General features: G+C 54.1%; 20 protein-coding genes, 1 pseudogene and 1 riboswitch. Of the genes and pseudogenes, 9 read left to right on the top strand and 12 right to left on the bottom strand.

Features of this window, described 5'->3' with window-relative positions; translation table 11 throughout:
* Positions 1-224: 224 nt before the first annotated feature.
* Together parC and AOY24_RS18335 are read right to left on the bottom strand one after the other, a co-directional pair.
* On the bottom strand, positions 225-2,483 hold the full coding sequence (gene parC, locus AOY24_RS18330) for a DNA topoisomerase IV subunit A (protein ID WP_044265602.1): 2,259 nt from the start codon (positions 2,481-2,483) through the stop codon (positions 225-227).
* Positions 2,484-2,613: 130 nt separating this feature from the next.
* Positions 2,614-3,006 carry a YgiW/YdeI family stress tolerance OB fold protein gene (locus AOY24_RS18335; RefSeq protein WP_042324346.1) on the bottom strand — a complete coding sequence of 131 codons (393 nt, stop codon included), beginning with the start codon at positions 3,004-3,006 and terminating at the stop codon, positions 2,614-2,616.
* 151 nt (positions 3,007-3,157) lie between these two features.
* On the opposite strand from AOY24_RS18335, the gene qseB reads away from it, so the two are divergent.
* From qseB to AOY24_RS18355, 4 genes are all read left to right on the top strand, one after another.
* Positions 3,158-3,823 (top strand): quorum sensing response regulator transcription factor QseB, encoded by a 666-nt coding sequence (gene qseB / locus AOY24_RS18340; RefSeq protein WP_044265600.1) that lies wholly within the window; start codon positions 3,158-3,160, stop codon positions 3,821-3,823.
* Positions 3,814-5,163, top strand: coding sequence for a quorum sensing histidine kinase QseC (qseC, locus tag AOY24_RS18345; RefSeq protein ID WP_054177129.1), 1,350 nt, complete (start codon positions 3,814-3,816; stop codon positions 5,161-5,163). Before qseB ends, qseC begins: the two co-directional genes overlap by 10 nt.
* A gap of 106 nt (positions 5,164-5,269) precedes the next feature.
* Entirely contained in the window at positions 5,270-5,851 is a 582-nt protein-coding gene (locus AOY24_RS18350; protein WP_054177130.1) for an NAD(P)H-dependent oxidoreductase, read from the top strand.
* Between the two features lie 30 nt (positions 5,852-5,881).
* Positions 5,882-6,196: a putative quinol monooxygenase gene (locus tag AOY24_RS18355; protein ID WP_042998164.1), complete on the top strand. Its 315-nt coding sequence runs from the start codon at positions 5,882-5,884 to the stop codon at positions 6,194-6,196.
* Positions 6,197-6,250: 54 nt separating this feature from the next.
* On the opposite strand, the pseudogene AOY24_RS18360 reads toward AOY24_RS18355, so the two are convergent.
* The 6 genes and pseudogenes from AOY24_RS18360 to nudF form a co-directional block, all read right to left on the bottom strand.
* Positions 6,251-7,434 (bottom strand): annotated as a pseudogene (locus AOY24_RS18360) (PLP-dependent aminotransferase family protein).
* A gap of 176 nt (positions 7,435-7,610) precedes the next feature.
* Positions 7,611-9,503, bottom strand: a complete 1,893-nt coding sequence (gene parE, locus AOY24_RS18365) for a DNA topoisomerase IV subunit B (protein ID WP_042998166.1) — start codon at positions 9,501-9,503, stop codon at positions 7,611-7,613.
* A 27-nt stretch (positions 9,504-9,530) separates the two neighbouring features.
* The gene (gene yqiA / locus AOY24_RS18370; RefSeq protein ID WP_042998167.1) at positions 9,531-10,112 is read right to left on the bottom strand and encodes an esterase YqiA; all 582 of its coding nucleotides are present in this window, start codon (positions 10,110-10,112) and stop codon (positions 9,531-9,533) included.
* Positions 10,112-10,939, bottom strand: a complete 828-nt coding sequence (cpdA, locus tag AOY24_RS18375; RefSeq protein WP_042998168.1) for a 3',5'-cyclic-AMP phosphodiesterase — start codon at positions 10,937-10,939, stop codon at positions 10,112-10,114. Before cpdA ends, yqiA begins: the two co-directional genes overlap by 1 nt.
* 24 nt (positions 10,940-10,963) lie before the next feature.
* On the bottom strand, positions 10,964-11,386 hold the full coding sequence (locus tag AOY24_RS18380) for a DUF1249 family protein (RefSeq protein WP_042998169.1): 423 nt from the start codon (positions 11,384-11,386) through the stop codon (positions 10,964-10,966).
* Positions 11,383-12,015, bottom strand: coding sequence for an ADP-ribose diphosphatase (nudF, locus tag AOY24_RS18385; protein WP_042998170.1), 633 nt, complete (start codon positions 12,013-12,015; stop codon positions 11,383-11,385). Before nudF ends, AOY24_RS18380 begins: the two co-directional genes overlap by 4 nt.
* 204 nt (positions 12,016-12,219) lie before the next feature.
* Between nudF and tolC the strand changes: the two genes are divergently transcribed.
* The 3 genes from tolC (at position 12,220) to AOY24_RS18400 (ending at position 15,685) form a co-directional block, all read left to right on the top strand.
* Complete coding sequence (gene tolC / locus AOY24_RS18390; RefSeq protein ID WP_042998171.1) at positions 12,220-13,704, top strand: outer membrane channel protein TolC; 1,485 nt, start codon at positions 12,220-12,222, stop codon at positions 13,702-13,704.
* Positions 13,705-13,853: 149 nt separating this feature from the next.
* On the top strand, positions 13,854-14,519 hold the full coding sequence (locus tag AOY24_RS18395; RefSeq protein WP_042998172.1) for a DUF1190 family protein: 666 nt from the start codon (positions 13,854-13,856) through the stop codon (positions 14,517-14,519).
* A gap of 5 nt (positions 14,520-14,524) precedes the next feature.
* The gene (locus tag AOY24_RS18400) at positions 14,525-15,685 is read left to right on the top strand and encodes a glutathionylspermidine synthase family protein (protein ID WP_042998173.1); all 1,161 of its coding nucleotides are present in this window, start codon (positions 14,525-14,527) and stop codon (positions 15,683-15,685) included.
* Between the two features lie 41 nt (positions 15,686-15,726).
* On the opposite strand, the gene ygiD is transcribed toward AOY24_RS18400, so the two are convergent.
* Positions 15,727-16,515 carry a 4,5-DOPA dioxygenase extradiol gene (gene ygiD / locus AOY24_RS18405; RefSeq protein ID WP_042998174.1) on the bottom strand — a complete coding sequence of 263 codons (789 nt, stop codon included), beginning with the start codon at positions 16,513-16,515 and terminating at the stop codon, positions 15,727-15,729.
* Between the two features lie 132 nt (positions 16,516-16,647).
* On the opposite strand from ygiD, the gene zupT reads away from it, so the two are divergent.
* Positions 16,648-17,421, top strand: a complete 774-nt coding sequence (gene zupT / locus AOY24_RS18410) for a zinc transporter ZupT (protein WP_042998175.1) — start codon at positions 16,648-16,650, stop codon at positions 17,419-17,421.
* A gap of 19 nt (positions 17,422-17,440) precedes the next feature.
* Here zupT and AOY24_RS25215 read toward each other — a convergent pair whose 3' ends face one another.
* The gene (locus tag AOY24_RS25215; RefSeq protein WP_042998176.1) at positions 17,441-17,617 is read right to left on the bottom strand and encodes a hypothetical protein; all 177 of its coding nucleotides are present in this window, start codon (positions 17,615-17,617) and stop codon (positions 17,441-17,443) included.
* Between the two features lie 212 nt (positions 17,618-17,829).
* The gene (ribB, locus tag AOY24_RS18415) at positions 17,830-18,483 is read right to left on the bottom strand and encodes a 3,4-dihydroxy-2-butanone-4-phosphate synthase (protein WP_042998177.1); all 654 of its coding nucleotides are present in this window, start codon (positions 18,481-18,483) and stop codon (positions 17,830-17,832) included.
* A gap of 105 nt (positions 18,484-18,588) precedes the next feature.
* Positions 18,589-18,738: riboswitch (FMN riboswitch) on the bottom strand.
* Between the two features lie 132 nt (positions 18,739-18,870).
* On the opposite strand from ribB, the gene ubiK reads away from it, so the two are divergent.
* Positions 18,871-19,167 (top strand): ubiquinone biosynthesis accessory factor UbiK, encoded by a 297-nt coding sequence (ubiK, locus tag AOY24_RS18425; RefSeq protein WP_042324283.1) that lies wholly within the window; start codon positions 18,871-18,873, stop codon positions 19,165-19,167.
* Between the two features lie 33 nt (positions 19,168-19,200).
* Here the strand turns inward: ubiK and glgS are convergent, their stop codons facing one another.
* Entirely contained in the window at positions 19,201-19,407 is a 207-nt protein-coding gene (gene glgS, locus AOY24_RS18430) for a cell surface composition regulator GlgS (protein ID WP_080343280.1), read from the bottom strand.
* Positions 19,408-19,486: the final 79 nt, after the last annotated feature.

Genomic DNA, 19,486 nt, shown 5'->3' on the forward strand with positions numbered 1-19,486 from the left:
AGGGTATTGTTAATGTGGCTCTCTGGAAAACTGTATTGTTAATCGCGACTCACGAATAAACAACGGTTTTACGGGAAATTTTACTGTCATCCGGCTTGGCGGTATCGTTACAACCGCAGGCCGGATAAGGTATTAACGCCGCCATCCGGCACGATAGTGTTGCCTGATGGCGGCGCGTTGCCTCTTATCAGGCCTACTTATGCCTTCAGGCGTTTAACAGCATTTTACTCTTCGCTGTCGCCACTGCTGGCACGACGCGGCGAATCAATGTCGATGCGATCGATGCGTTGCAAACCGCGCATCAACGTCCCGCGACGGCCGCGCTCGCCGGTCACTTTCTGCAATTCCTCAGGGCGCAGCTTGATTTTGCGTTTCCCGACGTGAATCGTCAGCGTACTTTGCGGCGGCAGAACATACAGTAGCGCCAGCGCATCGTCACCACGCGCCGCATCCGCAGACGGAATGTTGATGATCTTATTCCCTTTGCCTTTCGACAACTGCGGCAGATCGCTGACCGGGAACATCAGCATACGTCCGGCCGTCGTTATCGCCAGCAGCATATCCGTTTCATCTTCAATCACCACCGGCGGCATCACGCGGGCGTTTTCCGGCAGCGTGATGAGTGTCTTACCGGCACGGTTGCGCGCCACCAGATCGTTGAACGTACAGACAAAACCGTAACCCGCATCGGATGCCATCAGCAGTTTCTGCTCATCGCCTTCCATCAGCATGTGCTCAACGGTCGCGCCTGGCGGCAGCGTCAGTTTGCCGGTCAACGGTTCGCCCTGACCGCGCGCCGACGGCAGCGTGATCGGATCAATGGCATAACTACGTCCGGTGGTATCGATAAACACCACTGGCTGGTTGCTCTTCCCTTTCACAGCGGATTTAAAGCTGTCGCCCGCTTTGTAGTTCAGTCCCTGTGCGTCGATGTCATGACCTTTGGCGCTACGCACCCAGCCCATCTGCGACAACACGATCGTCACAGGCTCAGACGGCAGCATGTCGTGTTCGCTCATTGCTTTCGCTTCTTCGCGCTCGCGAAGCGGTGAACGACGATCGTCACCATAGGCGTCGGCATCGGCCTGAAGTTCTTTCTTCAGCAGGGTATTCATTTTGCGTTCAGACGCGAGGATCGCCTGTAGCTGATCGCGTTCTTTCGCCAGTTCATCCTGCTCACCGCGAATCTTCATCTCTTCCAGTTTGGCGAGATGACGCAATTTCAGTTCGAGGATCGCTTCGGCCTGCGTTTCGGTAATACCAAAACGCGACATCAGCGCGGGTTTCGGCTCATCTTCCGTACGGATGATCTCAATGACTTCGTCAATATTGAGAAACGCCACCAGCAAACCTTCCAGGATATGCAGGCGTTTGAGGACTTTCTCGAGGCGATAGTTCAGGCGACGACGCACGGTATCGCGACGGAACGCCAGCCATTCGGTGAGGATCTCCAGCAGGTTTTTCACCGCCGGACGCCCGTCAAGACCGATCATATTAAGGTTAATGCGATAGCTCTTTTCCAGATCGGTGGTGGCAAACAGGTGGTTCATCACCTGTTCCATGTCCACGCGATTGGAACGCGGCACCACCACCAGACGGGTCGGGTTTTCGTGGTCTGACTCATCGCGCAAATCGTCTACCATCGGCAGCTTTTTATTGCGCATCTGGGCGGCGATTTGCTCCAGCACGCGCGCGCCGGAAACCTGGTGCGGCAGCGCGGTAATTACCACCGCGCCGTCTTCTTTCTTCCACACCGCGCGCATGCGCACAGAGCCGCGCCCGTTTTCATAAATTTTACGAATCTCGGCGCGCGGGGTAATGATTTCCGCTTCGGTCGGGTAGTCTGGGCCGTGGACAATATCCAGCAGCTCGTCCAACGTGGTTTTCGGCTGCTCAATCAGGGTGATCGCGGCTTTTGCCACTTCACGCAGGTTGTGCGGCGGAATATCGGTCGCCATGCCGACCGCGATACCGGTTGTACCGTTAAGCAGGATGTTCGGCAGACGCGCAGGCAGCATTTTCGGCTCCTGCATTGTTCCGTCGAAGTTTGGCACCCAGTCAGCGGTTCCCTGGCCGAGTTCACTCAGCAGCAGTTCGGCGTATCTGGACAGGCGGGATTCGGTATAACGCATCGCCGCGAAGGATTTCGGATCGTCCGGCGCCCCCCAGTTCCCCTGGCCATCAACCAGCGGATAACGGTAAGAGAACGGCTGCGCCATCAGCACCATGGCCTCATAGCAGGCGCTGTCTCCGTGCGGGTGATATTTACCCAACACGTCGCCGACGGTACGGGCGGATTTTTTAAATTTGGCGCTGGCATTCAGCCCCAGCTCTGACATCGCATAGACGATGCGGCGCTGAACGGGTTTCAGACCATCACCAATAAACGGCAACGCCCTGTCCATGATGACGTACATGGAGTAATTCAGATAGGCGTTTTCCGTGAATTCATGCAGCGCAAGGCGCTCTGCCATATCGCTCATTAATCGTGATTCCTCAACTGTAAGCCCGCCAGATACCCGGTATCTTTTCAGGCAATATTGCCGCAGATACTACCTTATCTGACGCGTTGAGTCACAAAGAAAAGGGCCGCGAACGCGGCCCTGACAGGGATTATTTGCTGACTTTACTGATTTGCTTCACGTCAATTTCAACGGAATTCCAGTCTTTATCCACTTCACCCTGAATTTCAACGGTATCCTGCGGGGTAACCGTCACGCCATTCCAGCGTTTGTGGTCGATATCGACATTGATGGTGCCTGTCGCATCTTTAAACAGATAGAGGTCATCGGAAATACGTTCAACGATGTTGCCGCGCAGCGTCACCCAAGTGTCATCACGCAAGGATTTCGCACTTTCTACCGTCGTGCTACTACCGTTAGGCCCCTGGAAGCCGCCGCTCTGCGTTTGCGTCGCGGACGGGCCAGAAAAACCACCCTGCTGCGCGGCCAGAACCGGTGCGGAGCAGAGCGCCATGACGGCAACAATTGCAGCCAGTTTTTTCATGATCATTTCTCCCTTTGATGTCATTTCACATCCATTAAATACGGTAATCCTTAACAAGTTCTTAAGGCAAAAAAAGTCTCTTTTTTGCTGTACATCACGTGCAACATCGCGGTTTACTTGCCTTTATCACAGCGGGTGCAGGGATGAAAATATGCGAATTTTACTGGTTGAAGATGATGCGTTGATTGGTGACGGCATTAAAACCGGGCTGAGTAAAATGGGCTTTAGCGTCGACTGGTTTACCGAAGGTCGTCAGGGAAAAGAAGCGCTCTACAGCGCGCCTTACGACGCGGTGATCCTCGATCTCACGCTGCCGGGAATGGACGGGCGCGATATTCTGCGCGACTGGCGCGAACAGGGAAAGCGCGAGCCGGTGCTGATCCTCACCGCACGCGATGCGCTGGCCGAACGCGTCGAAGGGCTTCGACTCGGGGCCGATGATTATCTGTGTAAACCCTTTGCACTGATAGAAGTCGCCGCCAGACTGGAGGCGCTGATGCGTCGCGCCAGCGGTCAGGCCAGCAGTGAATTACGCCATGGGCGAGTGAGCTTACGTCCCGGCGATCGGGTCGCGACGCTGGCGGGTGAGCCATTGATACTCAAGCCAAAAGAGTTCGCGCTTCTGGAATTGCTGATGCGTAATAAAGGTCGCGTGCTGCCGCGCAAGCTCATTGAAGAGAAGCTGTATAACTGGGACGAAGAGGTCACCAGCAATGCCGTTGAAGTGCACGTCCACCATCTGCGGCGCAAACTGGGCAGCGATTTCATTCGCACCGTTCACGGCATCGGCTATACGCTTGGCGAGGTATCATCGTGACCCAGCGACTCAGCCTGCGCGTCAGGCTTACCCTTATTTTTCTGATTCTGTCAGCCATTACCTGGGCGGCATCGAGTTTTGTCGCCTGGAAAAAAACAACGGATAACGTTGATGAACTGTTTGATACCCAGTTGATGCTCTTCGCCAAACGCCTGGTTACGCTCGATATCAATGAACTGCACGCCACCGAACGGATGGCGCATACGCCAAAGAAATTCAAGCACGGTCATGTTGATGATGATGCGCTGACCTTTGCCGTCTACACCACGGACGGCAAGATGGTGCTGCACGACGGCGATAATGGTCAGAACATCCCCTATAGCTACCGCCGGGAAGGCTTTGATGACGGCAAGTTAAATGGCGATGACGATAAATGGCGTTTTATCTGGCTGACTTCCTCCGATGGTAAGTACCGCATCGTGGTCGGTCAGGAGTGGGAATACCGTGAAGATATGGCGCTGGCGATTGTGACGGCGCAACTGGTTCCCTGGCTTATCGCCCTGCCGCTGATGCTGCTGTTGTTGATTATGCTGCTGCATCGGGAGCTCATGCCGCTTAAAAAGCTGGCGCAGGCGTTGCGTCTGCGCGATCCGGAATCCAGCGAGCCGCTCAGCTCACACGGCGTCCCGAGTGAAGTGCGCCCGCTGGTCGAATCGCTCAACCAGCTTTTTACCCGTACCCATAAGATGATGGTGCGCGAACGGCGCTTTACCTCAGACGCCGCCCACGAACTGCGTAGTCCGTTAACGGCGCTAAAAGTCCAGACGGAGGTGGCGCAGCTTTCTGATGATGATCCGCAGGCACGCGATAAAGCGCTGATGCAACTCCATACGGGCATCGATCGTGCCACGCGTCTGGTCGACCAGTTGCTGACGCTTTCCCGTCTCGACTCGCTGGATAACCTGCAGGACGTCGCCACGCTCTCTCTTGAGGAAGTGCTTCAGTCTGCGGTAATGGACATCTGGCAACCCGCGCAGCAGGCGCAGATTGATGTGCGTTTGCAGATCAACGCTCATAATGTGACGCACACCGGGCAACCGCTACTGCTCAGTTTGCTGGTGCGCAATCTGCTGGATAACGCCATCCGCTACAGCCCCAAAGGTAGCGAGGTGGATGTCACGCTTGACGCCCGGCAGTTTACGGTCAGAGACAACGGCCCCGGCGTCACGGCAGAAGTCCTGCCTCACATTGGCGAACGCTTTTATCGCCCGCCCGGACAGCAGGTTACCGGCAGCGGGCTGGGCCTGTCGATTGTCCGTCGCATTGCAGCCCTGCACACAATGACAGTGTCGTTTGACAATGCGCCAGACGGGGGTTTTATCGCGACAGTGAAGTGGTAATCGTCGATTATTGCGCCAGATGCAAAAGACTTTGCACATTTTGCTAATTTCACCCTACCGGCTGTTGACGTAAAATTAGCCTCAAACGCATTTCAGAGGATTAATAATGAGCAACATCCTGATTATCAACGGCGCGAAAAAATTCGCACACTCCAACGGCCAATTGAACGACACCCTGACGGAAGTCTCTGACGGCACGCTACGCGACCTCGGGCATAGCGTCAAAATCGTCCGCGCTGACAGCGATTACGACGTAAAAGAAGAAGTGCAGAACTTCGTCTGGGCGGACGTGGTTATCTGGCAAATGCCAGGCTGGTGGATGGGTGCGCCGTGGACCGTGAAAAAATACATTGATGACGTGTTCACCGAAGGCCACGGTACACTGTATGCCAGCGATGGTCGTACCCGCTCAGATGCTTCGAAGAAATACGGCTCCGGCGGTCTGATTCAGGGGAAAAAATACATGCTTTCTCTGACCTGGAACGCACCGATGGAAGCCTTCACCGATAAAGATCAGTTTTTCCACGGCGTGGGCGTTGATGGCGTTTATCTGCCGTTCCATAAGGCGAATCAATTCCTTGGAATGGAAGCGCTGCCGACCTTTATTACCAATGACGTCATTAAAATGCCGGATGTACCACGTTCTGTTGCAGAATATCGCGAGCATCTGCAGGCGATTTTTGGTTAACTGGTAACCTGGAATTAGAAGGAGTTAACCATGCTTACAGTTATTGCTGAAATCCGCACCCGTCCGGGACAACATCACCGTCAGGCCGTCCTCGATCAGTTTGCGAAAATTGTTCCAACCGTACTGAAAGAAGAAGGCTGCCACGGCTACGCGCCGATGGTAGATCATGCGGCAAACGTGAGTTTTCAGACCATGGCGCCTGATTCAATCGTGATGATTGAGCAGTGGGAAAGCATCGCGCATCTTGAAGCGCACCTGCAAACCCCGCATATGAAAGCCTACAGCGAAGCCGTTAAAGGCGATGTGCTGGAGATGAATATTCGTATTCTGGAATCCGGTATTTAAACATACCGCGTTGCGCCGGGTCAGCCATTAGTGTCAGACCCGGCAACAGCGACCTCAGGGCAACGCTTTTTTCAATCTCCGTACCGCTTCTTCAAGCTCATCCGCCGTTGGCGTCGCAAAAGACATCCGTAGCGTCCGTTTGTCCGGCTTATCACAGAAGAAGAACTCTCCCGGCACGAATACCACTTTTTCCTGCAGTGTGCGGGAAAGCCATGCCGTGGTATCAAAATCATCACGGAACGTCCCCCACAGGAACATCCCACCCTGCGGCATATGGAATGAGATATGCTCGCCCAGTTCACTGCGAATCGCGTCCGCCAGCAAATAGCACTTCTCACGGTACGCCTGACGAATGAGCTGAATTTGATCGTCCAGACGACCTAACGTCAAATAGCTGGCGGCCATTGCCTGCGAATGCGCGCTGGTATGCAGATCGGTCGCCTGTTTAACGATGGTCGCTTTTTGTCTGATCCATTCCGGCAGTACCACCCAACCCACACGCAGGCCTGGAGCCAGAATCTTGGAAAAAGTCGAGGTATAAATCACCTGCTCAGGCATCCGCTCTCTCGGGCATGCTGGAACAGCGTTTTATAGGTCTCGCTGGTGAAATTGATTTCACCGTAGGGATCGTCTTCGATGATGGCAAAGTCATGCTGTTTCGCCAGTTGAACCAACTTCTGACGACGGGAATCACTAAGAACCACGCCACCCGGGTTACCGAACGTCGGCACGATGTACACAAACTTGATCGTGTTGTTCTGCAGCAAAACTTCCAGATCGTCTACGATCATGCCGTCTTTATCGGTACCAACAGACAGAATATCCGCCTGAGACAGTTGCAGCACCTGCAAGGCGGCAAGATAGGTCGGACGTTCGACGACCACTTTGTCGCCCGGATTGATCAGCGTTCTCACCAGAATATCCAGCGACTGCTGGGACCCATTGGTCACCAGAATGGCGTCGGACGCGGTCTGAATGCCTCGCTTCTGACACAACTGAGCGATCGCTTCCCGCAGAGGCGGAAAACCTTCACTCAGACCGTACTGGAACGCATCCAGAAACTGGTTTTCCATCATGTTACGCGTGGCCATTTCCAGCCCTGTATTATCAAACAGTTCCGGGCTGGGGATGCCGCCGCCCAGCGATATCACGCCAGGCATTTTGCTATGTTTGAGTAATTCCCTGATAGCGGAGGGTTTAAGGGCGTCGACGCTCTTAGACAGATGTGTGTTGTTCATCCTGTTTCCTTATTATGTATTTTTGGCGTCCATCCCCGGTCAGTGCCATAACGTCAATCCGCGTTCTCGCCTCGATTGAGCCTAATAGACCTCTCTGGCAAGATCAATCAGATATCCTGAAAGCAAAAGGGTAAGCCATGATGGCTTACCCTTTTTATTAACAATGAAACGTATAATTACCCGTCGATATCTGCGAGGTCGCCTTTTTCCTGCAACCAGTTACGGCGATCTTCAGAGCGTTTCTTCGCCAGCAGCATATCCATCATGGCGTTAGTGCGCTGATCGTCCTCATCATCAATGACGAGCTGGACCAGACGACGCGTGTTGGGATCCAGCGTGGTTTCACGCAACTGCATCGGGTTCATTTCACCCAGTCCTTTAAAGCGCTGTACGTTTGGCTTGCCTTTCTTGCGCTTCAACTGTTCCAGTACGCCCGCTTTCTCTTCTTCCGTCAGCGCGTAATAAACCTCTTTGCCGAGGTCAATTCGGTACAACGGCGGTAGCGCGACGTAGACGTGTCCGTGTTTCACCAGCGTGCGGAAATGCTTCACAAACAGCGCGCACAGTAGCGTGGCGATGTGCAGACCATCGGAGTCCGCATCCGCCAGGATACAGATCTTACCGTAACGTAACTGGCTCAGATCGTCGCTGTCCGGATCGATGCCGATCGCGACAGAAATATCGTGCACTTCCTGTGAGGCCAGTACTTCATCAGAAGAGACTTCCCAGGTGTTCAGGATCTTACCCTTCAGCGGCATGATCGCCTGATATTCACGATCGCGCGCCTGCTTGGCGGAGCCGCCCGCCGAGTCCCCTTCCACCAGGAACAGTTCGGTACGATTCAGATCCTGCGCGGTACAGTCCGCCAGTTTTCCCGGCAGCGCCGGACCGCTGGTCAGCTTTTTACGCACCACTTTTTTCGCCGCGCGCAGTCGGCGCTGAGCGCTGGAGATCACCATCTCCGCTAACTGCTCGGCTGACTGGACGTTCTGGTTCAGCCACAGGCTGAAGGCATCTTTCACCACACCAGAGACGAACGCTGCACACTGACGCGACGACAAACGTTCTTTGGTCTGTCCGGCAAACTGTGGATCCTGCATTTTCACCGACAGCACGTAGGCGCAGCGATCCCAGATATCTTCCGCTGAGAGCTTCACGCCGCGCGGCAGAATGTTGCGGTATTCGCAGAACTCACGCATCGCGTCGAGCAGCCCCTGACGCAGACCATTGACGTGCGTCCCGCCCTGCATGGTCGGGATCAGGTTCACGTAGCTTTCGGTCAGCAGTTCGCCGCCTTCCGGCAACCACAGCAGCGCCCAGTCGACCGTTTCCGTGTCACCGGAAAAATTGCCGATGAACGGTTTTTCCGGCAGCGTCGGCAGGCCGTTTACCGCTTCGCGCAGATAATCGTTCAGGCCATCCTGATAGCACCAGCGCTGTTCGCTGTTATTAACTTCATCTTTAAAGGTGATTTCAACGCCAGGGCACAGCACAGCTTTGGCTTTCAGCACGTGCGTTAAGCGCGAGACAGAAAAACGCGGGCTGTCGAAAAAGGTTTCGTCAGGCCAGAAATGGACGCTGGTGCCGGTATTACGCTTGCCGCAGGTGCCAACAACCTGCAAATCCTGAACCTTGTCGCCGTTCTCAAACGCAATGTTATACACCTGACCATCACGACGCACGTTCACTTCCACGCGCTTCGACAGGGCGTTGACCACGGAGATCCCTACGCCGTGCAGGCCGCCGGAGAACTGATAGTTCTTGTTCGAGAACTTGCCGCCCGCGTGCAGCCGACAGAGGATCAGTTCAACCGCCGGAACGCCCTCTTCCGGGTGAATGTCCACGGGCATGCCGCGACCGTCGTCGATAACTTCCAGAGATTGATCGGCATGTAAAATCACATCCACGCGTTTCGCGTGGCCCGCCAGTGCTTCATCGACACTGTTATCAATCACTTCCTGCCCAAGATGGTTAGGGCGGGTCGTATCGGTATACATCCCTGGGCGACGGCGTACCGGCTCAAGCCCAGTGAGTACCTCAATGGCATCAGCGTTATAAGTTTGCGTCATGGTTTTAATAGCAATTCGAAATGATTGTCAGCAACTGTGCAGTCCAAGGAAATCGACAATCGGGTTGAAATAATCTTCGAAGCCCGTGAATGCATGGTTTCCACCTTCAATAACAGTCTGGCGGCATGAGGCGTAATACGCCACTGCCTGGCGGTAGTCCAGCACTTCATCTCCCGTCTGTTGCAGCAGCCAGATTAAATCCGACGCTTCCAGCGGGTCGATCTGCATGACTTTAAGATCGTAAATATGGCGTGACTCTAGCACATATTGCTGCCCCGTGTAGGGGTTCTCGTTCTGACCGAGGTAGTCAGTCAACAGTTCAAATGGCCGGACAGCCGGGTTGACGACAACCGCGGGCAGCATAAAGCACTGTGACAGCCAGGTGGCGTAATAACCGCCTAATGATGATCCCACCACGCCCAGCGCCTCGCCGCCATGCTCCAGTACGATAGACTCCAGCATCTCTGCGGCATCGGCCGGATACGGCGGCAGCTGCGGCACAACCATCTCGACATGAGGATAGTGTTCGTGCAGCCAGTTTTTCAGCAGGCAGGCCTTCGCCGAACGGGGCGAGCTATTGAAGCCGTGCAGGTAGAGAAGCGTAGACATCAGTAGCCTTCAGAAGCGGTATCAGGTCGGAACTCAGTCCCTTGCAAACGACAGACGTCTGTTTTCAACGTACCGTCGGCAAACAGCTCCAGCGTACGCCAGCCAGGGCCGATGCTATCAAGGGTAAAGTTCGCACAATGGGGTTTGAACTGAACGCAGGTGGAGGGCGTCGCCAGCAGACGGCGGCCATTCCAGTCGAGATCCAGTTCCTGATGAATATGCCCGCAAAGCAGATATTTCACGCGCGGATAATTCACCAGCACGTTGTCCAGTTCCGCCGCGTTACGCAGGCTGTGTTGATCCAGCCAACTGCATCCCGCAGGCATGGGGTGATGATGCAGAAGCAACAGAGTGTGACGCTCAGGGGCCGCAGCAAGTTTACGCTCCAGCCACTCGAGCTGAAATTCGCTCAGTTCACCGTGAGGTACGCCGAAGACCTGACTGTCCAGCAGCAGAATTTGCCACTGCTCGCCAACCATGACGCATTTTGCAGGGGAGATCCCCGCCTCTTGTAATGCGCTATACATCGCAGGCTGGAAGTCATGATTACCGGGCAACCAAACGCAAGGCGCACGAAAGCTTGCGATGCCTTCAGCAAAATGCTGATAAGCCGCAGCGGTTTGATCCTGAGCTAAATCACCTGTCGCCACGATCAGATCGTATTCCTGCCCCTCGGCATGAATGGCATCCAACACGGCCTGGTAGCTTTCCCAGGTGTTTACGCCCAATAGCGTTTCGTGCTTTTCGGCAAACAGGTGAGTATCAGTAATTTGTAAGATCCTGACCCTGGCCTCACCAGCCAGAGAAAGGTTTAACAGGCTTTCCAAATGGTGTCCTTAGGTTTCACGACGCTAGTAAACCGGAATCGCCATCGCTCCATGTGCTAAGCAGTATCGCAGCCAATCGGCCAGAAACTGATTAATTTGATGCTTTTCGTCGCGTTGATGCAACTTTTTATTTGGATAATCATACCGTGCTTTGAAGCGAAAGATCTGCTGACTTGAACACACTTCGGCGACCATTGCGTCATGGTAGAGCCGTACAGTCAGTGACGGCAGGCTCCAGTAGGTGATGGTCGGCGCCGTCTGCTCGATGGTCACCAGCGTGGTGTATCGGGTCGATTCAACGATCGTAATCCGATATTGTGCGTTGCCCACCTGGTAACTCACCGTTTCGCCAGGCGCATCATTACGCGGCAGCAGACGTCGCAGTTGCGAAAAGTTCGTTTCGCAAAGACGCATCATTTCAGGGAAGTCAGGTGTATAGCGCTTCATTTTTTCCACTCGTTTATTAGCTCTTTATAGTGCAGTTGCAGCCATTGCAGGGCGATGACCGAAGCCGCGTTATCAATTTTCCCCTCTTCTACCCAACGGTAAGCCTGCTCCCGGCTTACCACATGAACCCGAATGTCTTCGTTTTCATCAGCCAGACCGTGAATCCCGTTTGCGGTCGTGGCGTCCACTTCACCCACCATAATTGACGAGCGCTCACTGGTGCCGCCAGGGCTTGCCAGAAAACTGAGCACCGGTTTCGTCCGTTTTACCTCAATGCCGGCCTCTTCCATCGCTTCACGGCGGGCCACATCCTCAACGCTTTCACCCTCTTCGATCATCCCGGCCACCATTTCCAGTAGCCACGGCGTTTCACTGGTGTCATAGGCCGCGATGCGCACCTGCTCAACTAACACCACTTCATCCCGCTCAGGGTCAAAGGGTAGCAAGACTGCCGCATGGCCGCGCTCAAAAATTTCTCTACGCACTTCCTGGCTCATTTCACCGTTGAACAAACGGTGGCGAAAGCGATAAAGATCCAGCGAAAAAAAACCGCGATATAGCGTTTCTCGTGCAATAATTTCTACATCGTTTTTGGCGAAAGTTACTGGCGAGTTGCCTGATTTGCGCATTGTGCCGTCCTGTACCAATAGTGATTTAAATGTGAATTTCAAGGGCGTTTGACTGCCGTTTCATCGACCTTGTGGTAAATTGGTGCAAATTAACGCCTGATGGCACAGAACGCCAACTTTTTGCGGTGGCGGATTCTGCTAGAATCAGCAATTATTTTTAAAATTTGATCAGCGCTAAATACTGCTTCACAACAAGGAATGCAAATGAAGAAATTGCTCCCCATCCTTATCGGCCTGAGCCTGTCGGGGTTCAGCACACTGAGCCAGGCAGAGAACCTGATGCAAGTTTATCAGCAAGCACGCCTGAGCAACCCGGAATTGCGTAAATCCGCCGCCGATCGCGATGCTGCATTCGAAAAAATCAACGAAGCACGTAGTCCTTTACTGCCTCAACTGGGCTTAGGTGCCGATTACACCTACAGCAACGGCTACCGCGATGCTAACGGCGTGAACTCAAATGCCACCAGCGCGTCCTTGCAATTAACGCAGACCCTTTTCGATATGTCGAAATGGCGTGCGCTGACCCTGCAGGAAAAATCGGCGGGTATTCAGGACGTGACTTTCCAGACGGACCAGCAGACGCTGATCCTCAACACCGCGAGCGCCTATTTTAAAGTGCTGAACGCCATTGACGTTCTCTCTTACACCCAGGCGCAGAAAGAGGCGATTTATCGTCAGTTGGATCAAACCACCCAGCGTTTCAACGTGGGTCTGGTGGCCATCACTGACGTGCAAAACGCCCGTTCGCAATACGATACCGTGCTGGCCAACGAAGTGACCGCCCGTAACGATCTCGACAATGCGGTTGAAGAACTGCGTCAGGTTACCGGCAACTACTACCCGGAGCTGGCATCGCTGAACGTTGACAGCTTCAAAACCGACAAGCCGCAGGCGGTGAACGCCCTGCTGAAAGAAGCCGAAAACCGCAACCTGACGTTGTTGCAGGCGCGTCTGAGCCAGGATCTGGCACGTGAGCAGATTCGCCAGGCGCAGGATGGTCACCTGCCAACGCTGGACTTAACTGCCTCTACCGGCGTATCTGATACCTCCTACAGTGGTTCGAAAACCCGCGGCAGCGCGGTAGGCTCCCAGTATGACGACAGCAACATGGGCCAGAACAAAGTCGGCCTGAGCTTCTCGCTGCCGATTTATCAGGGCGGGATGGTGAACTCGCAGGTGAAACAGGCGCAATACAACTTTGTTGGCGCCAGTGAGCAACTGGAAAGTGCCCACCGTAGCGTAGTGCAGACCGTACGTTCTTCCTTCAACAATATCAATGCGTCAATCAGCAGCATTAACGCGTACAAACAAGCGGTGGTTTCCGCCCAGAGCTCATTAGACGCGATGGAAGCAGGATACTCCGTGGGTACACGTACTATCGTTGATGTATTGGATGCGACCACCACGCTGTACAACGCCAAGCAGCAACTGGCGAATGCGCGTTATAACTACCTGATCAACCAGCTGAATATCAAGTCAGCGCTGGGTACGTTGAACGAGCAGGATCTGGTGGCGCTGAACAACACGTTGGGCAAACCGATCTCCACCTCGCCGGAACACGTCGCGCCGGAAACCCCGCAGATGGACGCGAACGCTGACGGCTATGCCGCCAACGCGACAGCGCCCGCCACGCAACCGGCGTCGGTACGTTCTTCCAGCAGCAACGGTAAAAATCCGTTCCGTAATTAAACGCGATGACGGGGCTGCGGCCCCGTCTGAACGTAAGGCAACGTAAAGATCCCGCCATTGTTCCGCATTCCCGCCTCTTCTCGCTTCATTTTCAACCACTCATCCTCTATCCTGAGCAGTAATAACCACTGGGTCCAGGAAAGACGAAAATGAAACGGACAAAATCCATCCATCACGCCTCGTTCCGCAAAAGCTGGAGCGCACGCCATCTGACGCCTGTGGCGTTAGCCGTTACCGCTGTGTTTATGCTGGCGGGCTGTGAGAAAAGCGATGAAACCGTATCGCTGTATCAGAATGCGGATGACTGCTCGGCAGCCAATCCGGGTAAAAGTGCAGAATGTACCACCACATACAACAATGCGCTGAAAGAAGCGGAACGTACCGCGCCAAAATATGCCACTCGCGAAGATTGTATCGCTGAGTTCGGTGAAGGCCAGTGTCAGCAAGCCCCTGCTCAGGCAGGCATGGCGCCAGAAGCGCAGGCACAGCAGTCCAGCGGCAGTTTCTGGATGCCGCTGATGGCGGGTTATATGATGGGCCGCATGATGGGCGGCGGCGCGGGCTTTGCGCAGCAACCGCTGTTCAGCTCGAAAAACCCGGCCAGCCCGGCTTACGGTAAATACACCGATGCGGGTGGTAAAAACTACGGCGCCGCACAGCCTGGTCGTACGATGACGGTTCCTAAAACCGCCATGGCGCCGAAACCGGCAACCACCTCTACCGTAACGCGCGGCGGCTTCGGTGAATCTGTAGCCAAACAGAGCGCCATGCAGCGTAGCGCAAGCGGCACCTCCACGCGTTCAATGGGTGGCTGATACGCATGGAAAGAGTCAGTATTACCGAACGCCCGGACTGGCGCGATAAAGCCACGGAATACGGTTTTAATTTTCACACCATGTACGGCGAACCGTACTGGTGTGAAGATGCCTATTACAAACTCACGCTGGCCCAGGTTGAAAAGCTGGAAGATGTGACCGCTGAGCTGCACCAGATGTGTCTCAAGGTGGTCGAGAAAGTGATCGCCAGCGACGAACTAATGACCAAATTCCGTATTCCTAAGCACACCTGGGGCTTTGTTCGTCAGTCCTGGCAGACAAACCAGCCGTCGCTTTACTCGCGTCTTGATCTGGCGTGGGATGGCTCTGGCGAACCGAAGCTGTTGGAGAACAACGCCGATACTCCGACCTCGCTGTACGAAGCGGCGTTTTTCCAGTGGATCTGGCTTGAAGATCAGATCAATGCGGGCAATCTGCCGGAAGGCAGCGACCAGTTTAACAGCCTGCAGGAAAAGCTCATCGAGCGCTTCGCCGAGCTGCGTGAGCAGTACGGCTTCCAGCTTCTGCATCTGACCTGCTGTCGTGATACGGTTGAAGATCGCGGCACCATTCAGTATCTGCAGGATTGTGCAGCGGAAGCGGAGATCGCCACTGAATTCCTCTATATCGAAGATATTGGGCTGGGTGAAAAAGGTCAGTTCACGGATTTACAGGATCAGGTGATAGCCAACCTGTTCAAACTCTATCCGTGGGAGTTTATGCTGCGCGAGATGTTTTCCACTAAGCTGGAAGACGCTGGCGTGCGCTGGCTGGAGCCGGCCTGGAAAAGCATTATCTCCAACAAGGCGCTGTTGCCGCTGCTGTGGGAAATGTTCCCGAACCATCCGAACCTGCTTCCCGCTTATTTCGCCGAAGACGATTATCCGCAGATGGAAAAATTCGTCGTGAAACCGATCTTCTCGCGTGAAGGCGCAAACGTCTCCATTATCGAGAACGGTAAAACGATCGAAGCAGTGGAAGGACCGTACGGTGAAGAAGGCATGATCGTACAGCAGTTTCATCAACTGCCGAAATTTGGCGACAGTTATATGCTGATCGGTAGCTGGTTGATCAACGATCAGCCTGCCGGGATCGGTATTCGCGAAGACAGAGCGCTGATCACTCAGGATCTGTCCCGCTTCTACCCGCATATTTTTGTCGAGTAATTGAGAACGCCGGGTGGCGACTCCGCCTTACCCGGCATTAATCATCCCACCTGTACCGACAGCATACTCAGGCTGCCCATCTCGATACCATCAACCGGGATCGTCATCGGTTCTTTACCATCCCATGCGCCCAGCACATACAGCAGCGGCAGATAGTGATCCGGTGTCGGGTTCGACAGTGAGCCGCCTTCATGATCGAGATAATTGACCAACGGATGCTGCTCAACCGGTCCCTGCCAGCTCAGGTTCGCTTTGACAAAATCATTGAACGATGTCGCCCACGGATACGGGTTATTATCGCCGTGCCAGCGCGCCGTGCGCAGGTTATGCACTACGTTGCCGCTGGCCACCAGCATGATGCCTTCATCACGCAGCGCCGCCAGTTTACGCCCGATTTCAAAATGCCAGGCCGCCGGTTTGGTGCTATCAATGCTCAACTGCACCATGGGGATATCGGCATTCGGGTACATCTTTATCAGCACCCCCCAGGAACCGTGGTCAAAGCCCCAGGCTTCTTTGTCGAGCGCAACCGGCACCGGTGCAAGCAAATCAACCAGGTGCTGCGCCAGTTCAGGTGAGCCGGGCGCCGGGTAATGCGTGTCGTACAACGCCTGCGGGAAACCGCCGAAATCATGAATGGTCTTAGGCGCTTCCATCGCGGTGACGCCGGTACCTCGGGTGTACCAGTGGGCAGACACCACCACAATCGCTTTCGGACGCGGCAGTGTCTCCCCAAGCTGCTGCCAGGCGCGGGTATACAGGTTATCTTCCAGAACGTTCATCGGACTGCCGTGTCCCAAAAACAATGCTGGCATACGAATTGAAGACATGATGATATCCTTACTCAGGGAGTCATTTTGATGGTCTTACAATACCCTCTTTCGATGAATGAAGAACTCTGATAACCATGATGATGAACATCAGTTATTTTGAAGGTCAGCGAGATGTATAAGGAGTCATTGATGTCAGTACCTTTAATTCTGACCTTACTGGCGGGGGCCGCCACGTTCATTGGCGCGTTTCTTGGCGTACTGGGGCAAAAGCCCTCTAATCGCCTGCTGGCGTTTTCGCTCGGATTTGCCGCCGGGATCATGCTGCTGATCTCTTTGATGGAGATGCTGCCCGCCGCGCTGGGTACAAAGGGAATGCCGCCAGTTCTGGGCTACGGCATGTTTATCATCGGCCTGCTGGGTTATTTTGGTTTGGATCGTCTGCTTCCACATGCCCACCCGCAGGATCTGATGCAAAAAAGAACGCAGCCGATTCCTGGCTCGATTAAACGTACCGCCATCCTGCTGACGCTGGGGATCAGTCTGCACAACTTCCCGGAAGGAATTGCCACCTACGTCACCGCCAGCAGTAACCTGGAGTTAGGATTCGGCGTCGCGCTGGCGGTTGCCCTGCATAATATTCCGGAAGGTCTGGCAGTCGCCGGGCCGGTCTATGCGGCCACTGGTTCTAAACGTACCGCGATTTTCTGGGCGGGCATTTCCGGAATGGCGGAAATATTGGGCGGCGTGCTGGCGTGGTTAATTCTTGGCAGCCTGGTGTCACCTGTCGTTATGGCGGCGATTATGGCCGCAGTCGCCGGCATTATGGTTGCGCTGTCGGTGGATGAACTGATGCCGCTGGCAAAAGAGATCGATCCCAACAACAACCCCAGCTATGGCGTTCTGTGCGGAATGTCGGTGATGGGGCTGAGTCTGGTCATACTTCAGACGATGGGGATCGGGTAACAGAGAGGGCAGGAAGCGGTTATTCCTGCTCTTTAGTCATGACGCGTTCTTCATCATCACGACGAAGTAATTTATTGCGGATTTCCATTAGCGCATCACGATCCTGCCGAAACGCCTTACAGTAGCGTTTCATGTGGCAAACATATCCCACGACCACCAGAACAATTAATACAATCCAGTACCAGGCAATAAACATCCTTTTACCCTTAAAATTTAACATTAACAGATATTTAGCGTTAAAATTTAACATACCTATAAGTAGGTAGGATTATATACTGGCATAGTATGAAATCGAAAAGATGATTTCGATCATAGAGAAAAAGATTGGATGTTTATTAACCGACAGGATGTTTGAAAAAGCGAAATTTGCCGGATAAGGTGCTTGCACCAGTATCCGGCAAGGCAGAGTTAGCTGGCTTTACGTTCGTGCGCCTGTCGGTAAGCCACCAGGTCTTCGATCGTCACAACAGCCATATTGTGTTTGCCTGCAAAGTCGATGCACTCCGGCGCACGCGCCATGCTGCCATCATCATTGGTCAGTTCACACAGGACACCCGCCGGTTTGAAGCCCGCCAGCGTCACCAGATCGATGGTCGCTTCGGTGTGGCCACCGCGGGTCAATACGCCGCCCGGCTGAGCGCGCAATGGGAAAACGTGTCCCGGACGGTTCAGATCGGAAGGTTTTGCGCCATCGGCGATCGCCGCACGAACGGTGGTCACGCGATCGGCTGCGGAAACGCCGGTTGTAACACCTACCGCCGCTTCAATAGTCACGGTAAAACCGGTGCCATAAGCGCTGGTGTTATTTTCCACCATCATCGGCAGATCGAGTTGTTTACGACGATCTTCGGTGATGCACAGGCAGACAATACCGCTACCGTGACGGATGGTCAGTGCCATCTGCTCAACGGTCATGGTTTCTGCCGGGAAAATCATATCGCCTTCGTTTTCACGATCTTCGTCATCCAGCACCATCACACCGCGGCCTTCGCGCAGCGCAGACAGAGCGTGTTCGACACGTTCAAAAGGCGTACCAAAAGAGGAAAGTAGCGTCTGATTCATGGTAAAAAAACCTCACTAAAATTATGGTTACCAGAATCAGGGCAGTCTTAGGAGTACCGACAAGCGGCAAAAAAATAACGTGAGCGGGTCCATGCCCGACTGGATCGTTACTCTCTCCCATCCGGACTCTAACCGTCGGCCCCGGAATTACACCGGATCTGCTGACCTTTAGGTTTGCACCCAAAGCGCTCGCGGGCTTTCAACCTGAGTTGATTTACCGCCGGTGGGGAATTTCGCCCCGCCCTGAGAATAAGCGGATTAACTATAACCCTATTGATTACCTTCATCAACGCCTTTACCCGCATTAACATCACACAATTCTGGTTTATGCCTTACGCAGATCGCACTACAATGAGCGTTAACACTTACCAGTTCAGGGAAACCACTATGATTGACCCGAAAAAAATTGAGCAGATCGCTCGCCAGGTTCACGAGTCGATGCCGAAAGGGATCCGGGAGTTCGGGGAAGATGTCGAGAAGAAAATCCGTCAAACGCTGCAATCTCAGCTGACGCGTCTCGATCTGGTGAGCCGCGAAGAGTTTGATGTTCAGACCCAGGTACTGCTACGCACCCGTGAAAAGCTGGCGCTGCTGGAGCAACGTTTGAGCGAGCTGGAAGCGCGTCAGGCCACTGAAGAAGTCAAACCTGCGCCCGCCATCCCACCAGTAGAACCGCAAGCGTAAAAACAGCAACGGGCCGCAAGGCCCGTTGACATATCAATGTTCCACTTCTAACTTTCTGGCGTTCATTGCCTGCTGGCAGTAGTGCGCGTAGCGTTTGCAAAACCAGCTGCGGTGCTCTTCATCCATATTGCCGGTAACCGCCTGGATATCAACAGGGCGACCTTCAGCCTGCATTCTGGCAAAGCTCCGCGCCAGGAAATCGAAATTGTTCATCGAATAAACACTGTTGTTCATTAGCATATCCTCCAGTCGGTGAATCTCTGTTAAGGTCATATGCTTTTTTCTGATACCAGTATTTACCGGGAGGCGTAGCAGGTTT

The organism is Citrobacter sp. CtB7.12, assembly GCF_001297795.1.
GTDB lineage: Bacteria > Pseudomonadota > Gammaproteobacteria > Enterobacterales > Enterobacteriaceae > Citrobacter_A > Citrobacter_A amalonaticus.

Excerpts from the sequence above, each read along its gene's own strand:
- ubiK (WP_042324283.1), top strand. The coding sequence starts at position 18,871 with ATGATTGACCCGAAAAAAATTGAGCAGATCGCTCGCCAGGTTCACGAG.
- parC (WP_044265602.1), bottom strand. The coding sequence starts at position 2,483 with ATGAGCGATATGGCAGAGCGCCTTGCGCTGCATGAATTCACGGAAAAC.
- AOY24_RS18350 (WP_054177130.1), top strand. The coding sequence starts at position 5,270 with ATGAGCAACATCCTGATTATCAACGGCGCGAAAAAATTCGCACACTCC.
- qseB (WP_044265600.1), top strand. The coding sequence starts at position 3,158 with ATGCGAATTTTACTGGTTGAAGATGATGCGTTGATTGGTGACGGCATT.
- tolC (WP_042998171.1), top strand. The coding sequence starts at position 12,220 with ATGAAGAAATTGCTCCCCATCCTTATCGGCCTGAGCCTGTCGGGGTTC.
- AOY24_RS18335 (WP_042324346.1), bottom strand. The coding sequence starts at position 3,006 with ATGAAAAAACTGGCTGCAATTGTTGCCGTCATGGCGCTCTGCTCCGCA.
- ribB (WP_042998177.1), bottom strand. The coding sequence starts at position 18,483 with ATGAATCAGACGCTACTTTCCTCTTTTGGTACGCCTTTTGAACGTGTC.
- AOY24_RS18395 (WP_042998172.1), top strand. The coding sequence starts at position 13,854 with ATGAAACGGACAAAATCCATCCATCACGCCTCGTTCCGCAAAAGCTGG.
- ygiD (WP_042998174.1), bottom strand. The coding sequence starts at position 16,515 with ATGTCTTCAATTCGTATGCCAGCATTGTTTTTGGGACACGGCAGTCCG.
- zupT (WP_042998175.1), top strand. The coding sequence starts at position 16,648 with ATGTCAGTACCTTTAATTCTGACCTTACTGGCGGGGGCCGCCACGTTC.
- glgS (WP_080343280.1), bottom strand. The coding sequence starts at position 19,407 with ATGCTAATGAACAACAGTGTTTATTCGATGAACAATTTCGATTTCCTG.
- AOY24_RS18400 (WP_042998173.1), top strand. The coding sequence starts at position 14,525 with ATGGAAAGAGTCAGTATTACCGAACGCCCGGACTGGCGCGATAAAGCC.
- AOY24_RS18380 (WP_042998169.1), bottom strand. The coding sequence starts at position 11,386 with ATGAAGCGCTATACACCTGACTTCCCTGAAATGATGCGTCTTTGCGAA.
- AOY24_RS18355 (WP_042998164.1), top strand. The coding sequence starts at position 5,882 with ATGCTTACAGTTATTGCTGAAATCCGCACCCGTCCGGGACAACATCAC.
- parE (WP_042998166.1), bottom strand. The coding sequence starts at position 9,503 with ATGACGCAAACTTATAACGCTGATGCCATTGAGGTACTCACTGGGCTT.
- yqiA (WP_042998167.1), bottom strand. The coding sequence starts at position 10,112 with ATGTCTACGCTTCTCTACCTGCACGGCTTCAATAGCTCGCCCCGTTCG.
- nudF (WP_042998170.1), bottom strand. The coding sequence starts at position 12,015 with ATGCGCAAATCAGGCAACTCGCCAGTAACTTTCGCCAAAAACGATGTA.
- AOY24_RS25215 (WP_042998176.1), bottom strand. The coding sequence starts at position 17,617 with ATGTTTATTGCCTGGTACTGGATTGTATTAATTGTTCTGGTGGTCGTG.